This is a genomic window from Undibacterium sp. Ren11W (assembly GCF_049340485.1).
Taxonomy (GTDB): Bacteria; Pseudomonadota; Gammaproteobacteria; order Burkholderiales; family Burkholderiaceae_D; genus Undibacterium.
In genome coordinates this window covers 995514-1011470 of sequence record NZ_JBMPPB010000001.1, presented here as the reverse complement: position 1 = coordinate 1011470, position 15957 = coordinate 995514, and the positions used below count along the sequence as shown (strand labels likewise).

At 47.9% G+C, this 15957-nt stretch carries 12 protein-coding genes, 1 tRNA gene and 1 pseudogene; 12 read left to right on the top strand and 2 right to left on the bottom strand.

Features of this window, described 5'->3' with window-relative positions:
* From rph to ACO0K8_RS04490, 6 genes are all read left to right on the top strand, one after another.
* Positions 1–738 (top strand): ribonuclease PH, encoded by a 738-nt coding sequence (gene rph / locus ACO0K8_RS04515; protein ID WP_422945421.1) that lies wholly within the window; start codon positions 1–3, stop codon positions 736–738.
* Positions 735–1319, top strand: a complete 585-nt coding sequence (gene rdgB / locus ACO0K8_RS04510; protein WP_422945420.1) for an RdgB/HAM1 family non-canonical purine NTP pyrophosphatase — start codon at positions 735–737, stop codon at positions 1317–1319. Before rph ends, rdgB begins: the two co-directional genes overlap by 4 nt.
* On the top strand, positions 1316–2566 hold the full coding sequence (gene hemW / locus ACO0K8_RS04505) for a radical SAM family heme chaperone HemW (RefSeq protein WP_422945418.1): 1251 nt from the start codon (positions 1316–1318) through the stop codon (positions 2564–2566). Before rdgB ends, hemW begins: the two co-directional genes overlap by 4 nt.
* 144 nt (positions 2567–2710) lie before the next feature.
* Positions 2711–3913 carry an EAL and HDOD domain-containing protein gene (locus tag ACO0K8_RS04500; protein ID WP_422945417.1) on the top strand — a complete coding sequence of 401 codons (1203 nt, stop codon included), beginning with the start codon at positions 2711–2713 and terminating at the stop codon, positions 3911–3913.
* A gap of 2 nt (positions 3914–3915) precedes the next feature.
* Positions 3916–5949, top strand: coding sequence for a putative bifunctional diguanylate cyclase/phosphodiesterase (locus ACO0K8_RS04495; RefSeq protein ID WP_422945416.1), 2034 nt, complete (start codon positions 3916–3918; stop codon positions 5947–5949).
* A 78-nt stretch (positions 5950–6027) separates the two neighbouring features.
* A tRNA-Ser gene (locus ACO0K8_RS04490) sits at positions 6028–6117 on the top strand.
* A gap of 67 nt (positions 6118–6184) precedes the next feature.
* Here ACO0K8_RS04490 and ACO0K8_RS04485 read toward each other — a convergent pair.
* Positions 6185–6388 carry a hypothetical protein gene (locus tag ACO0K8_RS04485; RefSeq protein ID WP_422945415.1) on the bottom strand — a complete coding sequence of 68 codons (204 nt, stop codon included), beginning with the start codon at positions 6386–6388 and terminating at the stop codon, positions 6185–6187.
* Between the two features lie 159 nt (positions 6389–6547).
* Positions 6548–7945 carry a class II fumarate hydratase gene (gene fumC / locus ACO0K8_RS04480; protein ID WP_422945414.1) on the bottom strand — a complete coding sequence of 466 codons (1398 nt, stop codon included), beginning with the start codon at positions 7943–7945 and terminating at the stop codon, positions 6548–6550.
* A 231-nt stretch (positions 7946–8176) separates the two neighbouring features.
* Here fumC and ACO0K8_RS04475 point away from each other — a divergent pair, with 231 nt between their 5' ends.
* The 6 genes and pseudogenes from ACO0K8_RS04475 (at position 8177) to ACO0K8_RS04450 (ending at position 15937) form a co-directional block, all read left to right on the top strand.
* Positions 8177–8737, top strand: coding sequence for a sterol desaturase family protein (locus ACO0K8_RS04475; RefSeq protein WP_422945413.1), 561 nt, complete (start codon positions 8177–8179; stop codon positions 8735–8737).
* Between the two features lie 77 nt (positions 8738–8814).
* A complete protein-coding gene (locus ACO0K8_RS04470) occupies positions 8815–9378 on the top strand; it encodes a BON domain-containing protein (RefSeq protein WP_422945412.1) in 564 nt (187 codons plus the stop codon).
* Between the two features lie 125 nt (positions 9379–9503).
* Complete coding sequence (locus ACO0K8_RS04465; RefSeq protein WP_422945411.1) at positions 9504–11075, top strand: oleate hydratase; 1572 nt, start codon at positions 9504–9506, stop codon at positions 11073–11075.
* 456 nt (positions 11076–11531) lie between these two features.
* Complete coding sequence (locus tag ACO0K8_RS04460) at positions 11532–12251, top strand: Crp/Fnr family transcriptional regulator (protein ID WP_422945410.1); 720 nt, start codon at positions 11532–11534, stop codon at positions 12249–12251.
* 134 nt (positions 12252–12385) lie between these two features.
* Positions 12386–12901: pseudogene (locus ACO0K8_RS04455) on the top strand (CHASE3 domain-containing protein); the annotation flags it as partial.
* Positions 12902–13003: 102 nt separating this feature from the next.
* Positions 13004–15937: a PAS domain-containing hybrid sensor histidine kinase/response regulator gene (locus ACO0K8_RS04450; RefSeq protein WP_422945856.1), complete on the top strand. Its 2934-nt coding sequence runs from the start codon at positions 13004–13006 to the stop codon at positions 15935–15937.
* Positions 15938–15957 lie beyond the last annotated feature (20 nt).

Here is a 15957-nt window from a genome sequence, read left to right as displayed (position 1 = left end):
ATGCCTCAAACTTTTCGCCCTAGCGGGCGCACGCCGGACGCATTACGTCCGGTTGTCATCAATCGTCATTTTACTAAGCATGCAGAGGGATCAGTCCTGATCGAATTTGGTGATACCCGTGTGATCTGTACTGCTAGTATCGAAGACAAAGTCCCCGGTTTTTTAAAGGGTAAAGGCAAAGGTTGGATGACCGCCGAATACGGCATGCTACCGCGCTCCACGCATACTCGTATGGACCGAGAATCTGCCAAAGGCAAGCAGTCTGGTCGCACCCAGGAAATTCAACGCCTTATTGGTCGCTCTTTGCGTGCCGCGTTTGATCTGGATTGTTTTGGCGAGCGCACCTTGCATATCGATTGCGATGTCATTCAGGCCGATGGCGGTACTCGTACCGCTGCGATAACTGGCGCTATGGTGGCCGCGTATGATGCTTTTTCCAAATTACTTGAACGTGGCGTGATTAGCCATATCCCGCTTAAACATTTTGTTGCCGCCATTTCAGTTGGCGTCTATCAGGGAGTGCCGGTTCTTGATTTGGATTATCTGGAGGATTCAGGCTGTGACACTGATATGAATGTGGTCATGACTGAGGCTGGCGACTTCATTGAAGTACAGGGGACTGCAGAAGGTGCTGCTTTTGATCGCGTGACGCTCAATGCCTTGCTTGACTTGGCGGGGGAAGGGATCTCGGACTTGATCGCTTTGCAAAAACAGGTTCTGGGTTTGCCTTTATCATGACACGCAAGATCGTATTGGCTTCAAATAATCAGGGCAAGCTCAAGGAGTTTTTTCAGATTCTTGCCCCTATTGGTATTAGTTTGCATGCGCAAGGCGAGTTTGGTGTTAGCGAGGCAGATGAACCGCACATTACTTTTGTTGAAAATGCCTTGTTAAAAGCGCGGCATGCGGCGGCTGCCACAGGTTTGCCTGCGTTGGCAGATGATTCGGGATTATGTGTGAATGCCTTATCCGGTGCGCCCGGCGTACGTTCGGCGCGCTTTGCTGGCGAACCAAAATCTGATAAAGCAAACAATCATCACTTGATCAGCCAACTGGCGCAACATGCAGACAAGTCTGCTTATTACTACTGTGTTTTGGTCTACGTACGCTCAGAATTTGATCCGCAGCCGGTGATTGCTGATGGTATTTGGCAAGGTGAGATTCTGGCAGAAGCGCGTGGAGAATTTGGTTTTGGCTATGATCCACATTTCTTGATACCCTCCTTGGGTAAAACGGTTGCCGAATTAACTCCTGCCGAGAAAAATAGTCTATCTCATCGAGGCCAGGCATTACGCGCCTTGCTTGAAAAATTAAAATGATACCGATTAAACCAGTCGCTAGCCTGAGGAGCGGCAGCCTGACCCTTTCTGCGATTCCTGCACAGGTCGCCGAGCATTATCTGGGGCCAGGCAGTCTTAATTTGACTGTGCTTCCCCCTTTGTCCTTGTATATACATTTCCCGTGGTGCGTTAAAAAATGCCCGTATTGCGATTTTAATTCGCATGACGTGAAGTCACATTTTGACGAGGACCGTTATTTGTTAGCCTTGCGTGCAGATTTAGAGGCCGCCCTGCCTTTAGTCTGGGGACGTAAAATTTACACTATTTTCATTGGTGGCGGCACGCCTAGTCTGATGTCGGCGGCAGGTTTAGATCGTTTGATGTCGGACGTCAGAACTCTGCTGCCTATCGATAGCGCAGCTGAAGTTACGATGGAGGCCAATCCAGGCACCTTTGAGACCGAGAAATTTAAGGCTTATCGTGCCAGTGGGATCAATCGTCTGTCGGTAGGAATACAAAGCTTTAATTCTGAACATTTGCATGCTTTGGGACGTATTCATAATGGAGATGAAGCACTGCGTGCGATAGAAATTGCCCACGCACATTTTGATAATTTCAACCTTGATTTGATGTTTGCTTTGCCAGGGCAGACTCTGGCGGAAGCAGTGCTCGATGTGGAGACGGCGATAAGCCTGGATCCACCGCATCTATCGCTCTATCATCTGACGCTGGAGCCAAATACTTATTTCGCAAAGTTCCCGCCGGTGATACCCGATGACGACCTGAGTGCCGAAATGCAGGATGAGATACAACTGCGCATGGAAACTGCGGGTTATACAAATTATGAAGTGTCTGCCTATGCCAAGCCAGGGCGTGAATCGCGACACAATCTCAATTACTGGAATTTTGGTGATTATCTTGGTATCGGTGCTGGCGCGCATTCCAAACTCTCCTTTCCACATCGCATTATTCGGCAGGCGCGGTATAAACAACCGAAAAGCTATATGGATGAGAGTCTGCGTGGGGCTGCGGTCCAAGAGTCGCAGGAGATAGTGCGTAAGGATCTGGGGTTTGAATTTATGCTCAATGCGCTAAGACTCAATCAAGGTTTTGCTGTTAATCAATTTAGTGAGCGGACCGGCACCCAGCTCAATTCCATCGAAAAAGCACTCGCACTGGCAGAGCAAAAACATTTGATAGAACGAGATCACCTAAGCATACGACCAACGGCTTTAGGACGTCGGTTTCTCAATGATCTCCAACAAATTTTCCTTGATCTTGACTAAGCCTTGCGCTCAGTATTTATTATTCGGCTTAAATTAAGCTTGCTATCATAAGTGTAGGGTGACGGCCTATATCTTGTTGCATTTGATTAATTTTCAACTTACTATTTTGTTCACAAATTAATCGCATCACTACCATTTATTTTTATGAATTCCCGCCCTGACTCGATAATTCCACTAGCATCTTTGTTGCCAGTGGTAAATGAAAAACAACAATTACACGCCATTGTTCCGAGTTTCCCCCGGGGTGGGGATGATTATATTGTCGCCTTTTTACAGTCCCTCAAAGAAGCCAATTTCTTTGATTTACTCCCCTCTTTGCTGGTTTTCGCACCGATTACTAATTTGGGTAGTTTGCCTCCTAACTTGGATGAGCGATTCTCGTCCTCCAGAATAGTTCTTTGTGTGGACGAGGCTAGTTGTGTCAGTCCAGAAAATCAATTGAGACTCCGGCATTTTGCGGCGAAGGGATTTACTGTTTTTGTCGACAATTTCTCATGTGGAGCTCCATTAGTTTGGGATCAAACAAAAAATGTCAGTATAAATTGTAAGGGTGGATTGCTAGCGTCGGTCGGTCTTAGTCTACGCAGTTTTCCAACTGGGCAGCATTTGGCCAAGGAGATTGGCAATCGTGCTCAATTGCAGGTGGCTTTAGATGCAGGGTTTAAATTGTTCTCCGGTGAGTATGCTTTTTCTACTGCTACCCAGCATCAATCTAGCGATGGTAGTGCCCGCACGCGTTTGCTTAAATTATTGGGGTTAGTTACTCGAGATGCCGAGTCGCGTGATTTGGAAATTTTGTTTAAACAAGATACGACTTTATCTTTTATGCTGTTTAAATTAGTCAGTTCCGCCGCGTTTGCGCAAACCGTCAAGGTAACTAGTTTTGGGCAAGCGATCACTCTGTTGGGAAGGCGACAATTGCAAAGATGGCTGCAATTATTACTGTATGCGCGTCAGGATGATAATGGTGGAGCCCTCAATCCTTTGATGCTCAGAGCCGCGTTTCGGGCCAGTCTGATGGAGATCATTTGTCAGCGGCGCGGAGGTAATAAGGATCAACAAGATAGTGCATTCATGATAGGCATGTTTTCACTTTTGGATACTCTCTTTGAGAGTTCCATGAATGATATTCTACGACCTCTGAATTTATGTGAGGACGTATTGGCGGCTTTATTGCAAAGATCCGGAACTATGGGGGCAGAGCTGCGCTTAGTCGAATTGGCAGATCGCGATCAGACTGAAGAGCTGGCCTCCTGCTTAAGATCTTTAGAGTTGGATGCTTCCACTTATTATCAATGCATGAGCCAGGCTTATGTCTGGGTCAATCAGGTTTGCCAGGACATGTGAACATGATTTCATCATCCGATATGCTCAATGTCAGCTTAGGTGTGGCATTAAGTGAAGCCATATTTAGCTTGGAAACTCCGGAGTTGGAACAGGAGTTGGATCGCATCGTTAAGACGGTGTTTGGGCACTCCGATGTTTCATACATCAATCAAAACACCAGCAAGCAGCATCAATTGGATGGCGCTCCCAATGCTCGCATTTCTCCGGAAACCTATTATGTTTTATCTGGAAAGAAAGGCGCTTATTCTGAATCTGATATCGTCACCTTAGGTTATTTGACGCAATTAACGGCCCGCCTGTTTGCTGCCAAGTCGCAATTAGATGATCGATATCATCAATCATCGCAAAAACAATTACTGCAGGCGCAAATACTTGATCAAATCCATGAGTCGGTGATCACCATGGATCTGGCGGGATTTATCCTTAGTTGGAATAAGGGAGCCGAGCGTCTTTTTGGTTATACGGCGACGGAGGCGACTGGACAAAATATTCTCTTCCTGTACGACAATGAAGAAGATAGCGGGGGCGAAGGGGGGTCTCATCCGGATACGTTTTTAGAGTTTGGCGGACGCGAGATGGAGGTGCGGCGTCGAAAAAAAACCGGTGAGATTTTTTGGGCTAGTTTAAGCCTGTCCACATTACATGATGCCGATGGCAGATCAATAGGGATGATAGGCTATCTGCGTGATATTACTGGTCGCAAACAAGCTGAGGAGAAAATCAATTATCTGGCTTATTACGATCTACTAACGGCCTTGCCCAACCGTACTCATTTTAAAAAATTGGTCGATAAGGCATTGCAGCAGAGTCAGCGTAATGGCGCACATAGCTCCATCTTATTCGTAGACCTGAATCGATTTAAACTTATCAATGACACTCTTGGACATCAAATTGGTGACATGTTGTTGACCCAGGTCGCGCAACGGTTTATGGGCGTGTTGCGAGAGAATGACGTAGTCGCCCGCTTAGGAAGTGATGAATTCGGCATCGCACTGATCGATGTTAGTCAGGATTTTCACGCGGCTTTGGTTTCGCAAAAATTACTTTGCTGTTTAGATTTGCCATTTCAAATCAATGGTCATGAACTTCGTGTTACCGCCAGCATCGGTATCAGCGTTTATCCCCAGGATGGCGTGGATGCCGATCAGTTATTGCAAAAAGCCGACATCGCGATGTTTAAAGCGAAGCGCATCGATAGCAACGCGAGCGGCAGTTATGTGTTTTACGATAATGAGATGGATCAGCATATCGCCGGGCGCTTGTATCTGGAGTCAGGCATGCAGCGCGCCTTGCAATTAAATGAATTTTTTTTACTATATCAAGCGAAAATTAATATCGCCTCCGGGCAAGTAATTGGAGCTGAAGCTTTGATACGCTGGGCTCATCCAAGTAAGGGAATGATTTCACCCTCCGAATTTATTCCGATTGCAGAAGAGACTGGCTTGATATTGCAAATCGATAGCTGGGTTCTCAATGCTGCATGTGCCCAGGCGAGACTCTGGCAAGATGCAGGGATTGCGCCATTTCGGATTGCAGTTAACGTCTCGGCAAAGGAATTTTCGGTTGCCTTGCCTGGGCGTATTTTGCATGCACTGCAAAAACATGAAATTCCGGCCGCCTGGTTGGAGCTGGAAATCACGGAAAGCATGCTCATGCGACATACCGAGAGTGTGCTAGCGATCATGGATCAAATCACGGCCTTAGGCATCTCTTTGTCTTTGGATGATTTTGGGACAGGCTATTCTAGTTTGTCTTACCTCAAACGTTTTCCTATCGATACTCTGAAAATTGATAGTTCCTTCATTCGAGGAATTCCAGACGATCAAGATGATTGCGCTATTGTTGCTGCCATTATCAGTATGGCGAAACAACTAAAGCACAAAGTGATTGCGGAAGGCGTAGAAACCCGGGAACAGTTGAATTTTTTAAAAAAAGTAGGTTGCGCCGAAATTCAAGGTTACTTATTTTCACGCCCTATAGGAGCGGATAATTTTATCGAATTATTGACGAGAAATTTTCGGGATTCGTTTGAATAAACAGATTATTCACTGGCGGCGACATATTTTTCTAGAAAATCGCCTAAAAGAAGAATTTTTTGATAGAATAGCGGGCTCGGAAGGTTGGCAGAGCGGTTGAATGCACCAGTCTTGAAAACTGGCGAGGTGTTAAAGCCTTCGTGAGTTCGAATCTCACACCTTCCGCCAGATATACCGCAAACTTTAAGCAAGTTTGCCTAAAAACCCCTAAGAAATCAAACGCTTAGGGATTTTTTTACGTCCTTAGCGTCGATTTGTTGCTCTTTGATAGGAGATGTATTTTCCGATGCGTTATTTTTTTAAACCAAAGCGCGATTTCTTTTTGCAAGGGGTAGTCCAAATAGTCGTTACCGTAGGGCGCTGGCGTCATCGCATTCACCTCCAGCGACAAGCCAATGGCATTCTCGTCTCTGCTCGTGTCAATATTGATCGATCGCATGATGCTCTCCTTCAGATAAAAAATAAAGTACAGGCTTAATGCCGATATTTTTAAATGAGGCTCGATCGGGCACAACTGCAGAATAAGGTTGTGTTCTCTTGCATTCGTTACGCTGCCGAACGCACACTAAAGAAATTTTCGCGGGGCGACGAATGTACTTTACGCTCGATTTTTGCCGATCATAGTATGCGCATCTACCCAGGCGTCGAATTGCTCTGCGCTCACTTCGTTCAAACCAATCGCTGCGTCGCGTAGTGAGGTGTTATTGGCGTGGGCATGTTTTGCGATTTTTGCTGCACGTTCATAACCTATGTGTGGCGTCAGTGCGGTGACTAACATCAGCGAGCTTTGTAATAGTTGTTCGATACGAGGTTCGTTCACCGTGATACCAATTACGCAATGCTGGGTAAAGCCACGCATTGCATCCGATAGCAGGCGAATACTGTCGAGAGTGTTCATCGCGATGAGTGGCTTGTATACATTCAGCTCAAAGTGTCCCTGGCTGGCGGCAAAACCAATCGCCACATCGTGTCCCATGACCTGGGTGCAAACCATGGTGAGTGCTTCTATTTGCGTAGGATTGACCTTGCCGGGCATAATCGAGCTGCCCGGTTCATTCTCCGGTAAATTCAGTTCCCCCAGACCGGCGCGCGGGCCACTGCTCATTAAGCGAATATCATTGGCGATCTTAGTCAGTGCTATCGATAGCAGTTTTAAAGACGCGTGGAAGGCCCCCAATGCTTCGTGCCCGGACATGGCGGCAAATAGATTGTCGGCCTGTACCAGCGGCAAATTAAGACGATCCGCCAACGTGCTGGTCATGCGTCCGCCAAATTCGGGATGCGTATTCAATCCGGTGCCGACCGCGGTACCACCGATGGCCAGGGTATGCACAGCGATCATCGAATAGCGCATGTTTTGTTCGCACAGTGCTAGTTGCGCTTCATAGCCGCTAAACTCTTGGCCCAGTGTGATCGGTATCGCGTCTTGCAGATGGGTACGACCAATTTTGACTATCGCTTCAAAGGCAAGGATTTTTGCCGTCAGCGCCACCCGCAGGCTGTGTAGGGCAGGAAATAAATTGTGCTTGGCCTGCAGCGCTACTGCTATATGCATGGCGGTGGGAAAGGCATCATTGGACGATTGGCCCAGATTAACGTCATCATTTGGATGGACCAGTCGATTTGCACCGATATCTCCACCCAGTGCGCGCGACGCCAAGTTAGCCACTACTTCGTTGACGTTCATATTGCTCTGAGTGCCAGAACCGGTCTGCCACACCGATAAAGGAAACTGTGTATCAAACTCGCCGTTGATCACGCGCATTGCGGCGTCCGCAATGGCCTCTGATTTACTGCTATCAATTAATTGTAAATCGCGATTGACGATGGCGGCCGTACATTTAATCCACGCCAGCGCATGAATGACAGGGATCGGCATGCGTTGCTCGCCAATCGCAAAATAATGCAGGCTGCGTGCTGTCTGCGCGCCCCATAAAGCCTCATTCGGTACCTCTATTGGGCCAAAACTATCATATTCAGTGCGGGTGGTGCTCATACATGTTCTCCTGTGTTAGCAAAGTCCAGAACAGTTCTAGTATGCAATAAACTAGTATAGATAAATGCTGTGTGACTACTCTGTGCGCTAGCGCACATAAGCCTGCCCAGTTAAGTTTAAGTTTAAGTAAAACAATCTGTATGGCAAGAGCAAAGTACGTTGCCGTACAGACCGGGACATGCTGCAAGTATACTTTTCTGCTCAGCCACAATAAAAAACCAAGGAAAAATGATGAAGATCTTTATGCCAGAACACAGTAAGGCGGCGTATCTGGCTGACTTTATTTTGTATGGCGTTGCCATAGTATGCCTGGCGATATTTTTAATACTTGCTGGTCCGCAAGATCAGGCACTGGAAATGTTGTTCTTGGTGGTGCTAGGTCTGATGGCGTGGACGGCGATCGAATATTTCCTTCATCGGGTGATATTACATGAGGTACAGCCATTTAAGCGCTGGCACGAAGAGCATCATCTGCGCCCGACAGCGCTGATACGCACGCCCACGATCCTTAGCGCTAGTCTGATTGCATCTTTAATTTTTTTTCCGATATTGCTGTTCGGCGGCAGTTTATGGCGCGCCTGTTCGCTCACACTGGGCCTGCTGATGGGCTATCTGATGTACACCATCACGCACCACGCCATACATCATTGGCGTGTCGATAATGCCTGGCTTAAAAAACGTCAGCAATGGCATGGCTCGCATCACGATAGCAATGACATCGGGCGTTTTGGCATCACCAGCAGAGTATGGGACAGGGTGTGCGGCACGGCAGGTCCGGTGCCGAAAAAATAAGATGAGTGTGTTAGCGCACAGATAAAGGCAATGTTAGGGCGGATACTGCAGTTCCGACATCTCACCGAAAGCACACCATGAAAACCGATAAGCAAGTAAGGCAAGACGTTATTGCAGCGTTGCAGTGGGAGCCAACGGTAGATGCCAAACAGTTCGATGTCACCGTCGAGAATGGCCTTGTCACATTACGCGGAGATGTCGGCAGCTATGTAGAGAAATGGGATGCCGGCCGTGCCACGCAACGCGTACAAGGTGTGCGCGGGCTACGTTGTGAGCTAAGCGTCATGCTATCGGAAGCTAACACCAGAAACGATACGGATATCGCCAGTGCAGCCGCCAATGTATTGCAGTGGATGAGTTATTTGCCGAGGAACTGCGTCAAGCTCGCTGTGGACAAGGCCTGGATTACACTTTCTGGCGAAGTAGAGTGGGAGTTTCAGCGTCAGGCAGTACTTGGTACTGTGCGTTTTTTAATTGGAATCAAAGGCGTCACCGAGACCATTGCAGTTAAACCTGTTGGTGCCATTACGCAGGCAGCTAATGGCGCAATAAAGCAAAAAATGACGCCGTTAACTGTGCACGCAACTAGTTCTGACTTTGCTGCAGTCAGCAACGACAGTGGCGCGCTTAACATCGCCTGACTACACGGTGCCGATGCCGTATCGCCCCCAGTTTGTGAACCAGCAATCAATCGCAGGTACGGCAGCTCAGTCCGGCTATTTTTTTTGCCGGCACTTTTTGATGACAATAAATTTAAGAGAAGAAAATGAACAAAGAAACTAGAGCGTACTTGGTTGGTGGTGGCATAGGCTCACTCGCCGCTGCCGCTTTCATGATTCGTGATGGAAAACTATCCGGCAGTCATATCTCTATACTAGAAGCGACGCCGATCATGGGAGGGAGTCTTGACGGTGCTGGCGATGCGCTTAATGGTTATTCTTTGCGTGGCGGACGCATGCTCACCACCGATAACTATGAGTGCACCTGGGATCTGTTTAAGACAATACCGTCGTTAAACTTCAAAGATAAAACCGTATTTGAAGAAACCATCGCCTTCAATGAGGCGCATATTGCCAATTCCATGGCACGACTGGTCGATCGCAGGCGCGCCAAGGTGCCGGTTACATCGATGGGGTTTTCGATGCAGGATCGCAGCGAACTCTTAAAACTTAGCAACACGGACGAAGAAGTGCTGGCAGCCAGTCGTATCACCGATTGGCTCTCGCCAGAATTTTTCGAGACTGAGTTCTGGTATATGTGGTCAACAACTTTTGCTTTTCAACCCTGGCATAGTGCGGTGGAGTTTAAGCGGTATTTGCATCGGTTTATGATGGAATTTTCTCGTATAGAAACGCTGGCCGGAGTAAAGCGCACCATCTACAACCAATATGATTCTTTGGTCTGCCCGCTACAAAACTGGCTCAGTTCGCAAGGAGTGATTTTTGTCATGAACTGTACGGTCATCGATTTTGATCATCAGACTGAGGACGGACAATTTGTCGTTACAGGCATCCATTGCCGACGTCAGGACAAAAACGAATTCATCGAAGTTGCTGAGGGCGATCTGGTGTTTTTTCAAAACGGCTCGATGACCGATGCATCCAGTTTAGGATCAATGAGCAGCGCACCAAACAAATTGACAAAACTTGAGAGCAAGGGTTGGACCTTATGGGAAAAATTGGCGGTAGGGCGTCCGGAGTTCGGCAATCCGGCCGTATTTAATAGTTCGATTGCGCAGTCCTACTGGGCGTCGTTTACTGTCACCTTGAAAGATCCGGCCTTCTTTGATCTGATGGAGCAATTTAGTGGTAATGAGGCGGGTACTGGTGGCTTGGTTACTTTTAAGGACTCCAACTGGTTAATGTCCATCGTCCTGGCACATCAGCCACATTTTCCGAATCAGCCGGCGGATGTGCAGGTGTTTTGGGGTTATGCGCTGTATCCAGACCGTATCGGCAATTTTGTCGCCAAACCCATGGCCGATTGCAATGGCGAAGAAATCTTGCGTGAGCTGTGTGGTCATCTCAGATTTGATCTCGCTACTGTGGCAATGGCCAACTGTATTCCATGCAGAATGCCGTATATCACCAGCATGTTCATGCCTAGACTAAAAAGCGATAGGCCGCTGCCAGTACCGGCCATATCCAAAAATCTTGCTTTCATCAGCCAGTTTGTCGAGATACCGGAAGATGTCGTGTTTACGGTGGAGTATTCGGTCAGAGCGGCACAAATGGCGGTGTATCAATTGCTCGGCATCGATAGAGAAGTGCCGCCTATTGCACAACATGATCATTCCATTAAGGTGCAGTTTGAAGCCCTGATCAAATCGTTCAAGTAAGCTAGGAGCTGGGTCCTGGTCTTTGCGCGCTAGTAAAGACCAGGGGCGTTATTCGTCGTCTTCGTTGATTTTTAAAATGGGCACCCGGCCACTGCGCATATTCCATGCGCCTTAGCGGCCTGCCTGGCTTGCAAGGCGCATGGAATATGCGTTACAGCGTAGGGCAATGTATAACTAATTCAGCTAATTCAGCTAACTCTGCGTACGCGTCGTTCGCTTCTGTGCAACGATTAAAAAATATTTAACGAGCTTGCAGTCACAAGCTCAAACTATCCTATCGCAGCCACTTTGATAATTTGTCCTAATGTGGGTTAGCGTACATACGGATTTGGGGGCGCAAGATATAGTTCTTGCAGACAGGCTTGCTGTGTTACCGTGTCGTGAAGAAAATGGCAATACATTCTCCCTGAAATTTCCCCCCTTCATTTACTAAAGACTGGAAGAAACGCCCGACCTATGTCCAGTATTCACGATCCCAACCAAAATCATCTCTTGGCGGCCATGCTCGATACCGAGTTTGATCGCCTGGCGCCGCATCTGGAATTAATCCCGATGTTGCTTGGAGATGTACTGTATGAATCTGGTGCCAAGCTGCCTTACGTGTATTTCCCTACTACCGCTATCGTCTCGCTGCATTACTTGCTGGAGAACGGCGGCTCGTCCGAGATCGCTGGCGTTGGCAATGAGGGAGTGCTGGGTATTTCACTGTTTATGGGAGGTAACACCACCCCCAGTCGCGCCGTGGTGCAGACCGGTGGTCATGCGTATCGCATTAAAGCGCACATCATCATGGATGAGTTCAATCTTGCCGGGACGGTGATGCGGCTGTTGCTGCGCTACACCCAGGCCCTGATTACGCATATGTCGCAAACGGCCGTGTGCAACCGCCATCATTCGGTAGAGCAACAACTTTGCCGCTGGCTATTATTGACATTGGATAGGCTGCCAAGCAACGAATTAACCATGACTCAGGAACTCATCGCCAATATGTTAGGTGTGCGCAGAGAAGGTGTGACCGAGGCGGCGGGGAAATTGCAGTCTTACGGTTACATCAGTTATCGGCGCGGTCACATCACGGTCATCAACCGGGCGGGCTTGGAAGCTAAAGTCTGTGAATGTTATGGCGTCGTTAAAAAAGAATTTACGCGTTTGTTGTCCGATGTGCGGCAGCGCTAATACACTTTCAACGTGACTGGAAGATGAACCCAATGCAAAGTTGTAACGGAATATGCGTTTATTGGTAGTACTGTTATGTGTCTTATCCCAGACTTGCGCTCTGGCAAGCAGTTGTAGTTTAAAGAAAAATTAAAATGATAAAGAAAATAAAAAATGCTTCGATAGATCAACCGGTATGGGTCGGTTTTGGCATTGCTTTTTTCGTTCTATTGATAATTGCAGGGATTGCTTTAAACAGTGCTGTGCAATCAAATGCCTCTGTTGAATTGCTCGACCATACACACAAGGTGATGAATGAGCTGGACGATCTGAGAGCGAAGGCAGCACGCGCAGAAAACAGGCAATGGGCCTATCTGTTGACCAAAGAAAACCGTTTTCTGATCGAGCGTGATTCATTTCAGGAACAGGCAAAAACAAATTTTACAAACTTGCATGAGTTGACAAAAGATAATGATAGTCAGCAAAAACGCCTGGTCCAGTTAAGGTTAGCGTTTGATCAGCGCGTTGGTATTTTTATTGATAGTCAGGCGATGTTCGATGCCCATGGTTTTAAAGCCACCCAGGCATTGTTTGATGCAGGACAGGAATCGACCAGTGTCATGCGTGGGATTATCCGTGACGCCGAGAAAGCCGAGCAAGACTTGCTGATTACGCGTAAAAATCAAGAGTATTTACGCGTCAAGACCATCACCATTATTACGGTCTTATTGCTCGCTTTTTTGTTGCTATTGTCAGCCTGGATACGTAATGCGATTCGTAGTCGTTTGGCCATTAAACAGGCATGGTTCGATCAACAGGCTCCATTAATACAAAAAGGCGCACTACAGGATGCGATTTTCAACAGCGCCAACTTTTCTAGTATCGCCACCGATGCCAAGGGTGTCATCCAGATTTTTAACGTGGGTGCTGAACGCATGCTCGGTTACACCGCTGCGGAAGTGATGAATAAGATCACGCCGGCCGATATCTCTGATCCGCAAGAGGTGATTGCGCGTGCCGCGGCCTTAAGTCTGGAGTTGGATACGCCGATTACCCCGGGTTTTGAAGCACTGGTGTTTAAAGCCTCGCGTGGGATAGAAGATATTTACGAGCTATCGTATATCCGCAAAGACGGTAGCCGTTTCCCTGCGGTGGTTTCGGTCACCGCCTTACGCGACGCCTTCGAAAATATTATTGGTTACCTCTTGATCGGTACCGACAATACGGCTCGCAAGCAGGCAGAAGAGGCCTTGGTCAAGGCGGGCGCTTTGCAAAACGCGATTTTTAACAGCGCCAATTTCTCCAGTATTGCTACCGATGCCAAGGGTGTCATTCAGATTTTTAACGTGGGTGCAGAACGCATGCTCGGTTACACCGCTGCGGAAGTGATGAATAAGATCACGCCGGCCGATATCTCTGATCCGCAAGAGGTGATTGCGCGTGCCGCGGCCTTAAGTCTGGAGTTGGATACACCGATTACGCCGGGCTTTGAAGCTTTGGTGTTTAAAGCCTCGCGCGGGATAGAGGATATTTACGAGCTATCGTATATCCGTAAAGATGGTAGTCGTTTCCCTGCGGTGGTGTCGGTCACCGCCTTACGCGATGCCTATGAGAATATTATTGGTTACCTCTTAATCGGCACCGACAATACGGCTCGCAAGCAGGCAGAAGAGGCCTTGGTCAAGGCGGGCGCTTTGCAAAACGCGATTTTTAACAGCGCCAATTTCTCCAGTATTGCCACCGATGCCAAGGGCGTCATTCAGATTTTTAACGTGGGTGCAGAACGCATGCTTGGTTACACGGCAGCGGAAGTAATGAACAAAATTACGCCGGCTGATATCTCCGATCCGCAAGAGGTGATTGCACGTGCGGCGGCCTTGAGTTTGGAATTGGATACACCGATCACACCGGGCTTTGAAGCTTTGGTCTTTAAAGCCTCGCGCGGGATAGAAGATATTTACGAGCTATCGTATATCCGTAAAGACGGTAGCCGTTTCCCTGCGGTGGTGTCGGTCACCGCCTTACGCGATGCCTATGAAAATATTATTGGTTACCTCTTGATCGGTACCGATAACACGGCACGCAAGCAAGTGGAGGCAGAGCGCGAACTGATAGATCAACGCTTGCGTGATTTGCAGTTCTATACGCGCTCGCTGATTGAGTCGAATATTGACGCCATTATGACGACCAATACGCTGGGTATCATTAGCGATGTCAATCATGAGATGGAGGCGCTGACCGGATGCTCGCGAGAAGAATTGATCGGTACCCCGTTTAAAAATTATTTCACTGATCCGGCACGGGCTGAAGCGAGTATCAAACGGGTATTGCGCGAAGCCAAAGTCACTAATTACGAATTAACGGTTAAAGCCAAGGATGGAAATGAAACCGTCGTTTCCTATAACGCCACCACTTTCCATGATAGCTGCGATAACTTAATGGGGGTGTTTGCTTCTGCACGCGATATTACCCATCGCAAGGAATTTGAACGATTAATGGAAAAAAACAATGTCGAATTGATCGCCGCGACCGAGTTGGCGGATAAAGCGAATATGGCGAAATCTGAATTCTTGTCGAGTATGAGTCATGAATTGCGCACGCCATTAAATGCGGTGCTCGGTTTTGCGCAATTGATGGCATCCGATGTGCCGCCGCCAACGGCATCGCAACAAATGTCTATCGATCAGATTTTGCAGGCGGGTTGGTATTTGCTACGTCTGATTAATGAGATTCTTGATTTGGCGATGATTGAATCAGGCAAAGTCATGCTGTCACAAGAACCGATGTCATTTACCGAAGTGCTGCAAGACTGTGAAGCCATGATCGCTCCGCAGGCGCAGAAACGTGGCATACGTATGACGTTTCCGACTTTAGATACCTTGTTTTATGTCCACGCTGATAGGACCCGGGTAAAGCAGGTGATGATCAACTTGCTGTCTAATGCGATTAAATATAATCGCGATGGCGGCAAAGTGACGGTCGATTGTATTCAGAGCGGCGAGCATAGAGTACGTGTCAGCGTCACCGATACCGGTAATGGTCTGGCACCAAAACAATTGGAGCAGTTATTCCAGCCGTTTAATCGACTCGGTCAAGAGAGCAGTTCTAAAGAGGGAACTGGCATAGGCCTGGTAGTGACCAAACAATTAATTGAATTGATGGGCGGCTCTATCGGTGTCGAGAGCCGAGTCGGCATTGGTAGCGTATTTTGGGTCGAATTGGCAGCTTCCAGCGTGCCGGTATTTAAATTGGAAAGCGACAGCGAAAGCATCTTGTTGTCGGACACCGAGACAGAAATGCATGTGGACAAAAACAAGCGCACTATCTTGTACGTCGAAGATAATCCAGCCAATCTGGCCCTGGTCGAGCAACTCATAGCGCGGCGCAGTGATCTGGTCTTGTTGTCGGCGATTGATGGTCATATTGGGATACAGATGGCGCGCGCCTATCAGCCAGACGTGATCTTGATGGATATTAATTTACCCGGCATCAGTGGTTTCGCTGCATTAAAAGTGCTGCGTAAAGATCCAACTACCAACCAGATTCCCGTCTTGGCCTTGTCGGCCAACGCCATGCCGCGCGATATTGAAAAAGGTTTGGAAGCTGGCTTCTTACGTTACCTCACCAAGCCGATTAATGTTATTGAGTTTATGGAAGCGCTCGATGCAGCCCTGGTGTTTTCAGAGCAATTGCAGGTGGAATCCTGATTTTACAGTCTGGCTATACG

What these genes read in the sequence shown, in the direction of transcription:
- rph (WP_422945421.1), top strand. Translation starts at nt 1, where the DNA reads ATGCCTCAAACTTTTCGCCCTAGCGGGCGCACGCCGGACGCATTACGT.
- hemW (WP_422945418.1), top strand. Translation starts at nt 1,316, where the DNA reads ATGATACCGATTAAACCAGTCGCTAGCCTGAGGAGCGGCAGCCTGACC.
- ACO0K8_RS04500 (WP_422945417.1), top strand. Translation starts at nt 2,711, where the DNA reads ATGAATTCCCGCCCTGACTCGATAATTCCACTAGCATCTTTGTTGCCA.
- ACO0K8_RS04470 (WP_422945412.1), top strand. Translation starts at nt 8,815, where the DNA reads ATGAAAACCGATAAGCAAGTAAGGCAAGACGTTATTGCAGCGTTGCAG.
- ACO0K8_RS04485 (WP_422945415.1), bottom strand. Translation starts at nt 6,388, where the DNA reads ATGCGATCGATCAATATTGACACGAGCAGAGACGAGAATGCCATTGGC.
- ACO0K8_RS04475 (WP_422945413.1), top strand. Translation starts at nt 8,177, where the DNA reads ATGAAGATCTTTATGCCAGAACACAGTAAGGCGGCGTATCTGGCTGAC.
- ACO0K8_RS04495 (WP_422945416.1), top strand. Translation starts at nt 3,916, where the DNA reads ATGATTTCATCATCCGATATGCTCAATGTCAGCTTAGGTGTGGCATTA.
- rdgB (WP_422945420.1), top strand. Translation starts at nt 735, where the DNA reads ATGACACGCAAGATCGTATTGGCTTCAAATAATCAGGGCAAGCTCAAG.
- fumC (WP_422945414.1), bottom strand. Translation starts at nt 7,945, where the DNA reads ATGAGCACCACCCGCACTGAATATGATAGTTTTGGCCCAATAGAGGTA.
- ACO0K8_RS04460 (WP_422945410.1), top strand. Translation starts at nt 11,532, where the DNA reads ATGTCCAGTATTCACGATCCCAACCAAAATCATCTCTTGGCGGCCATG.
- ACO0K8_RS04465 (WP_422945411.1), top strand. Translation starts at nt 9,504, where the DNA reads ATGAACAAAGAAACTAGAGCGTACTTGGTTGGTGGTGGCATAGGCTCA.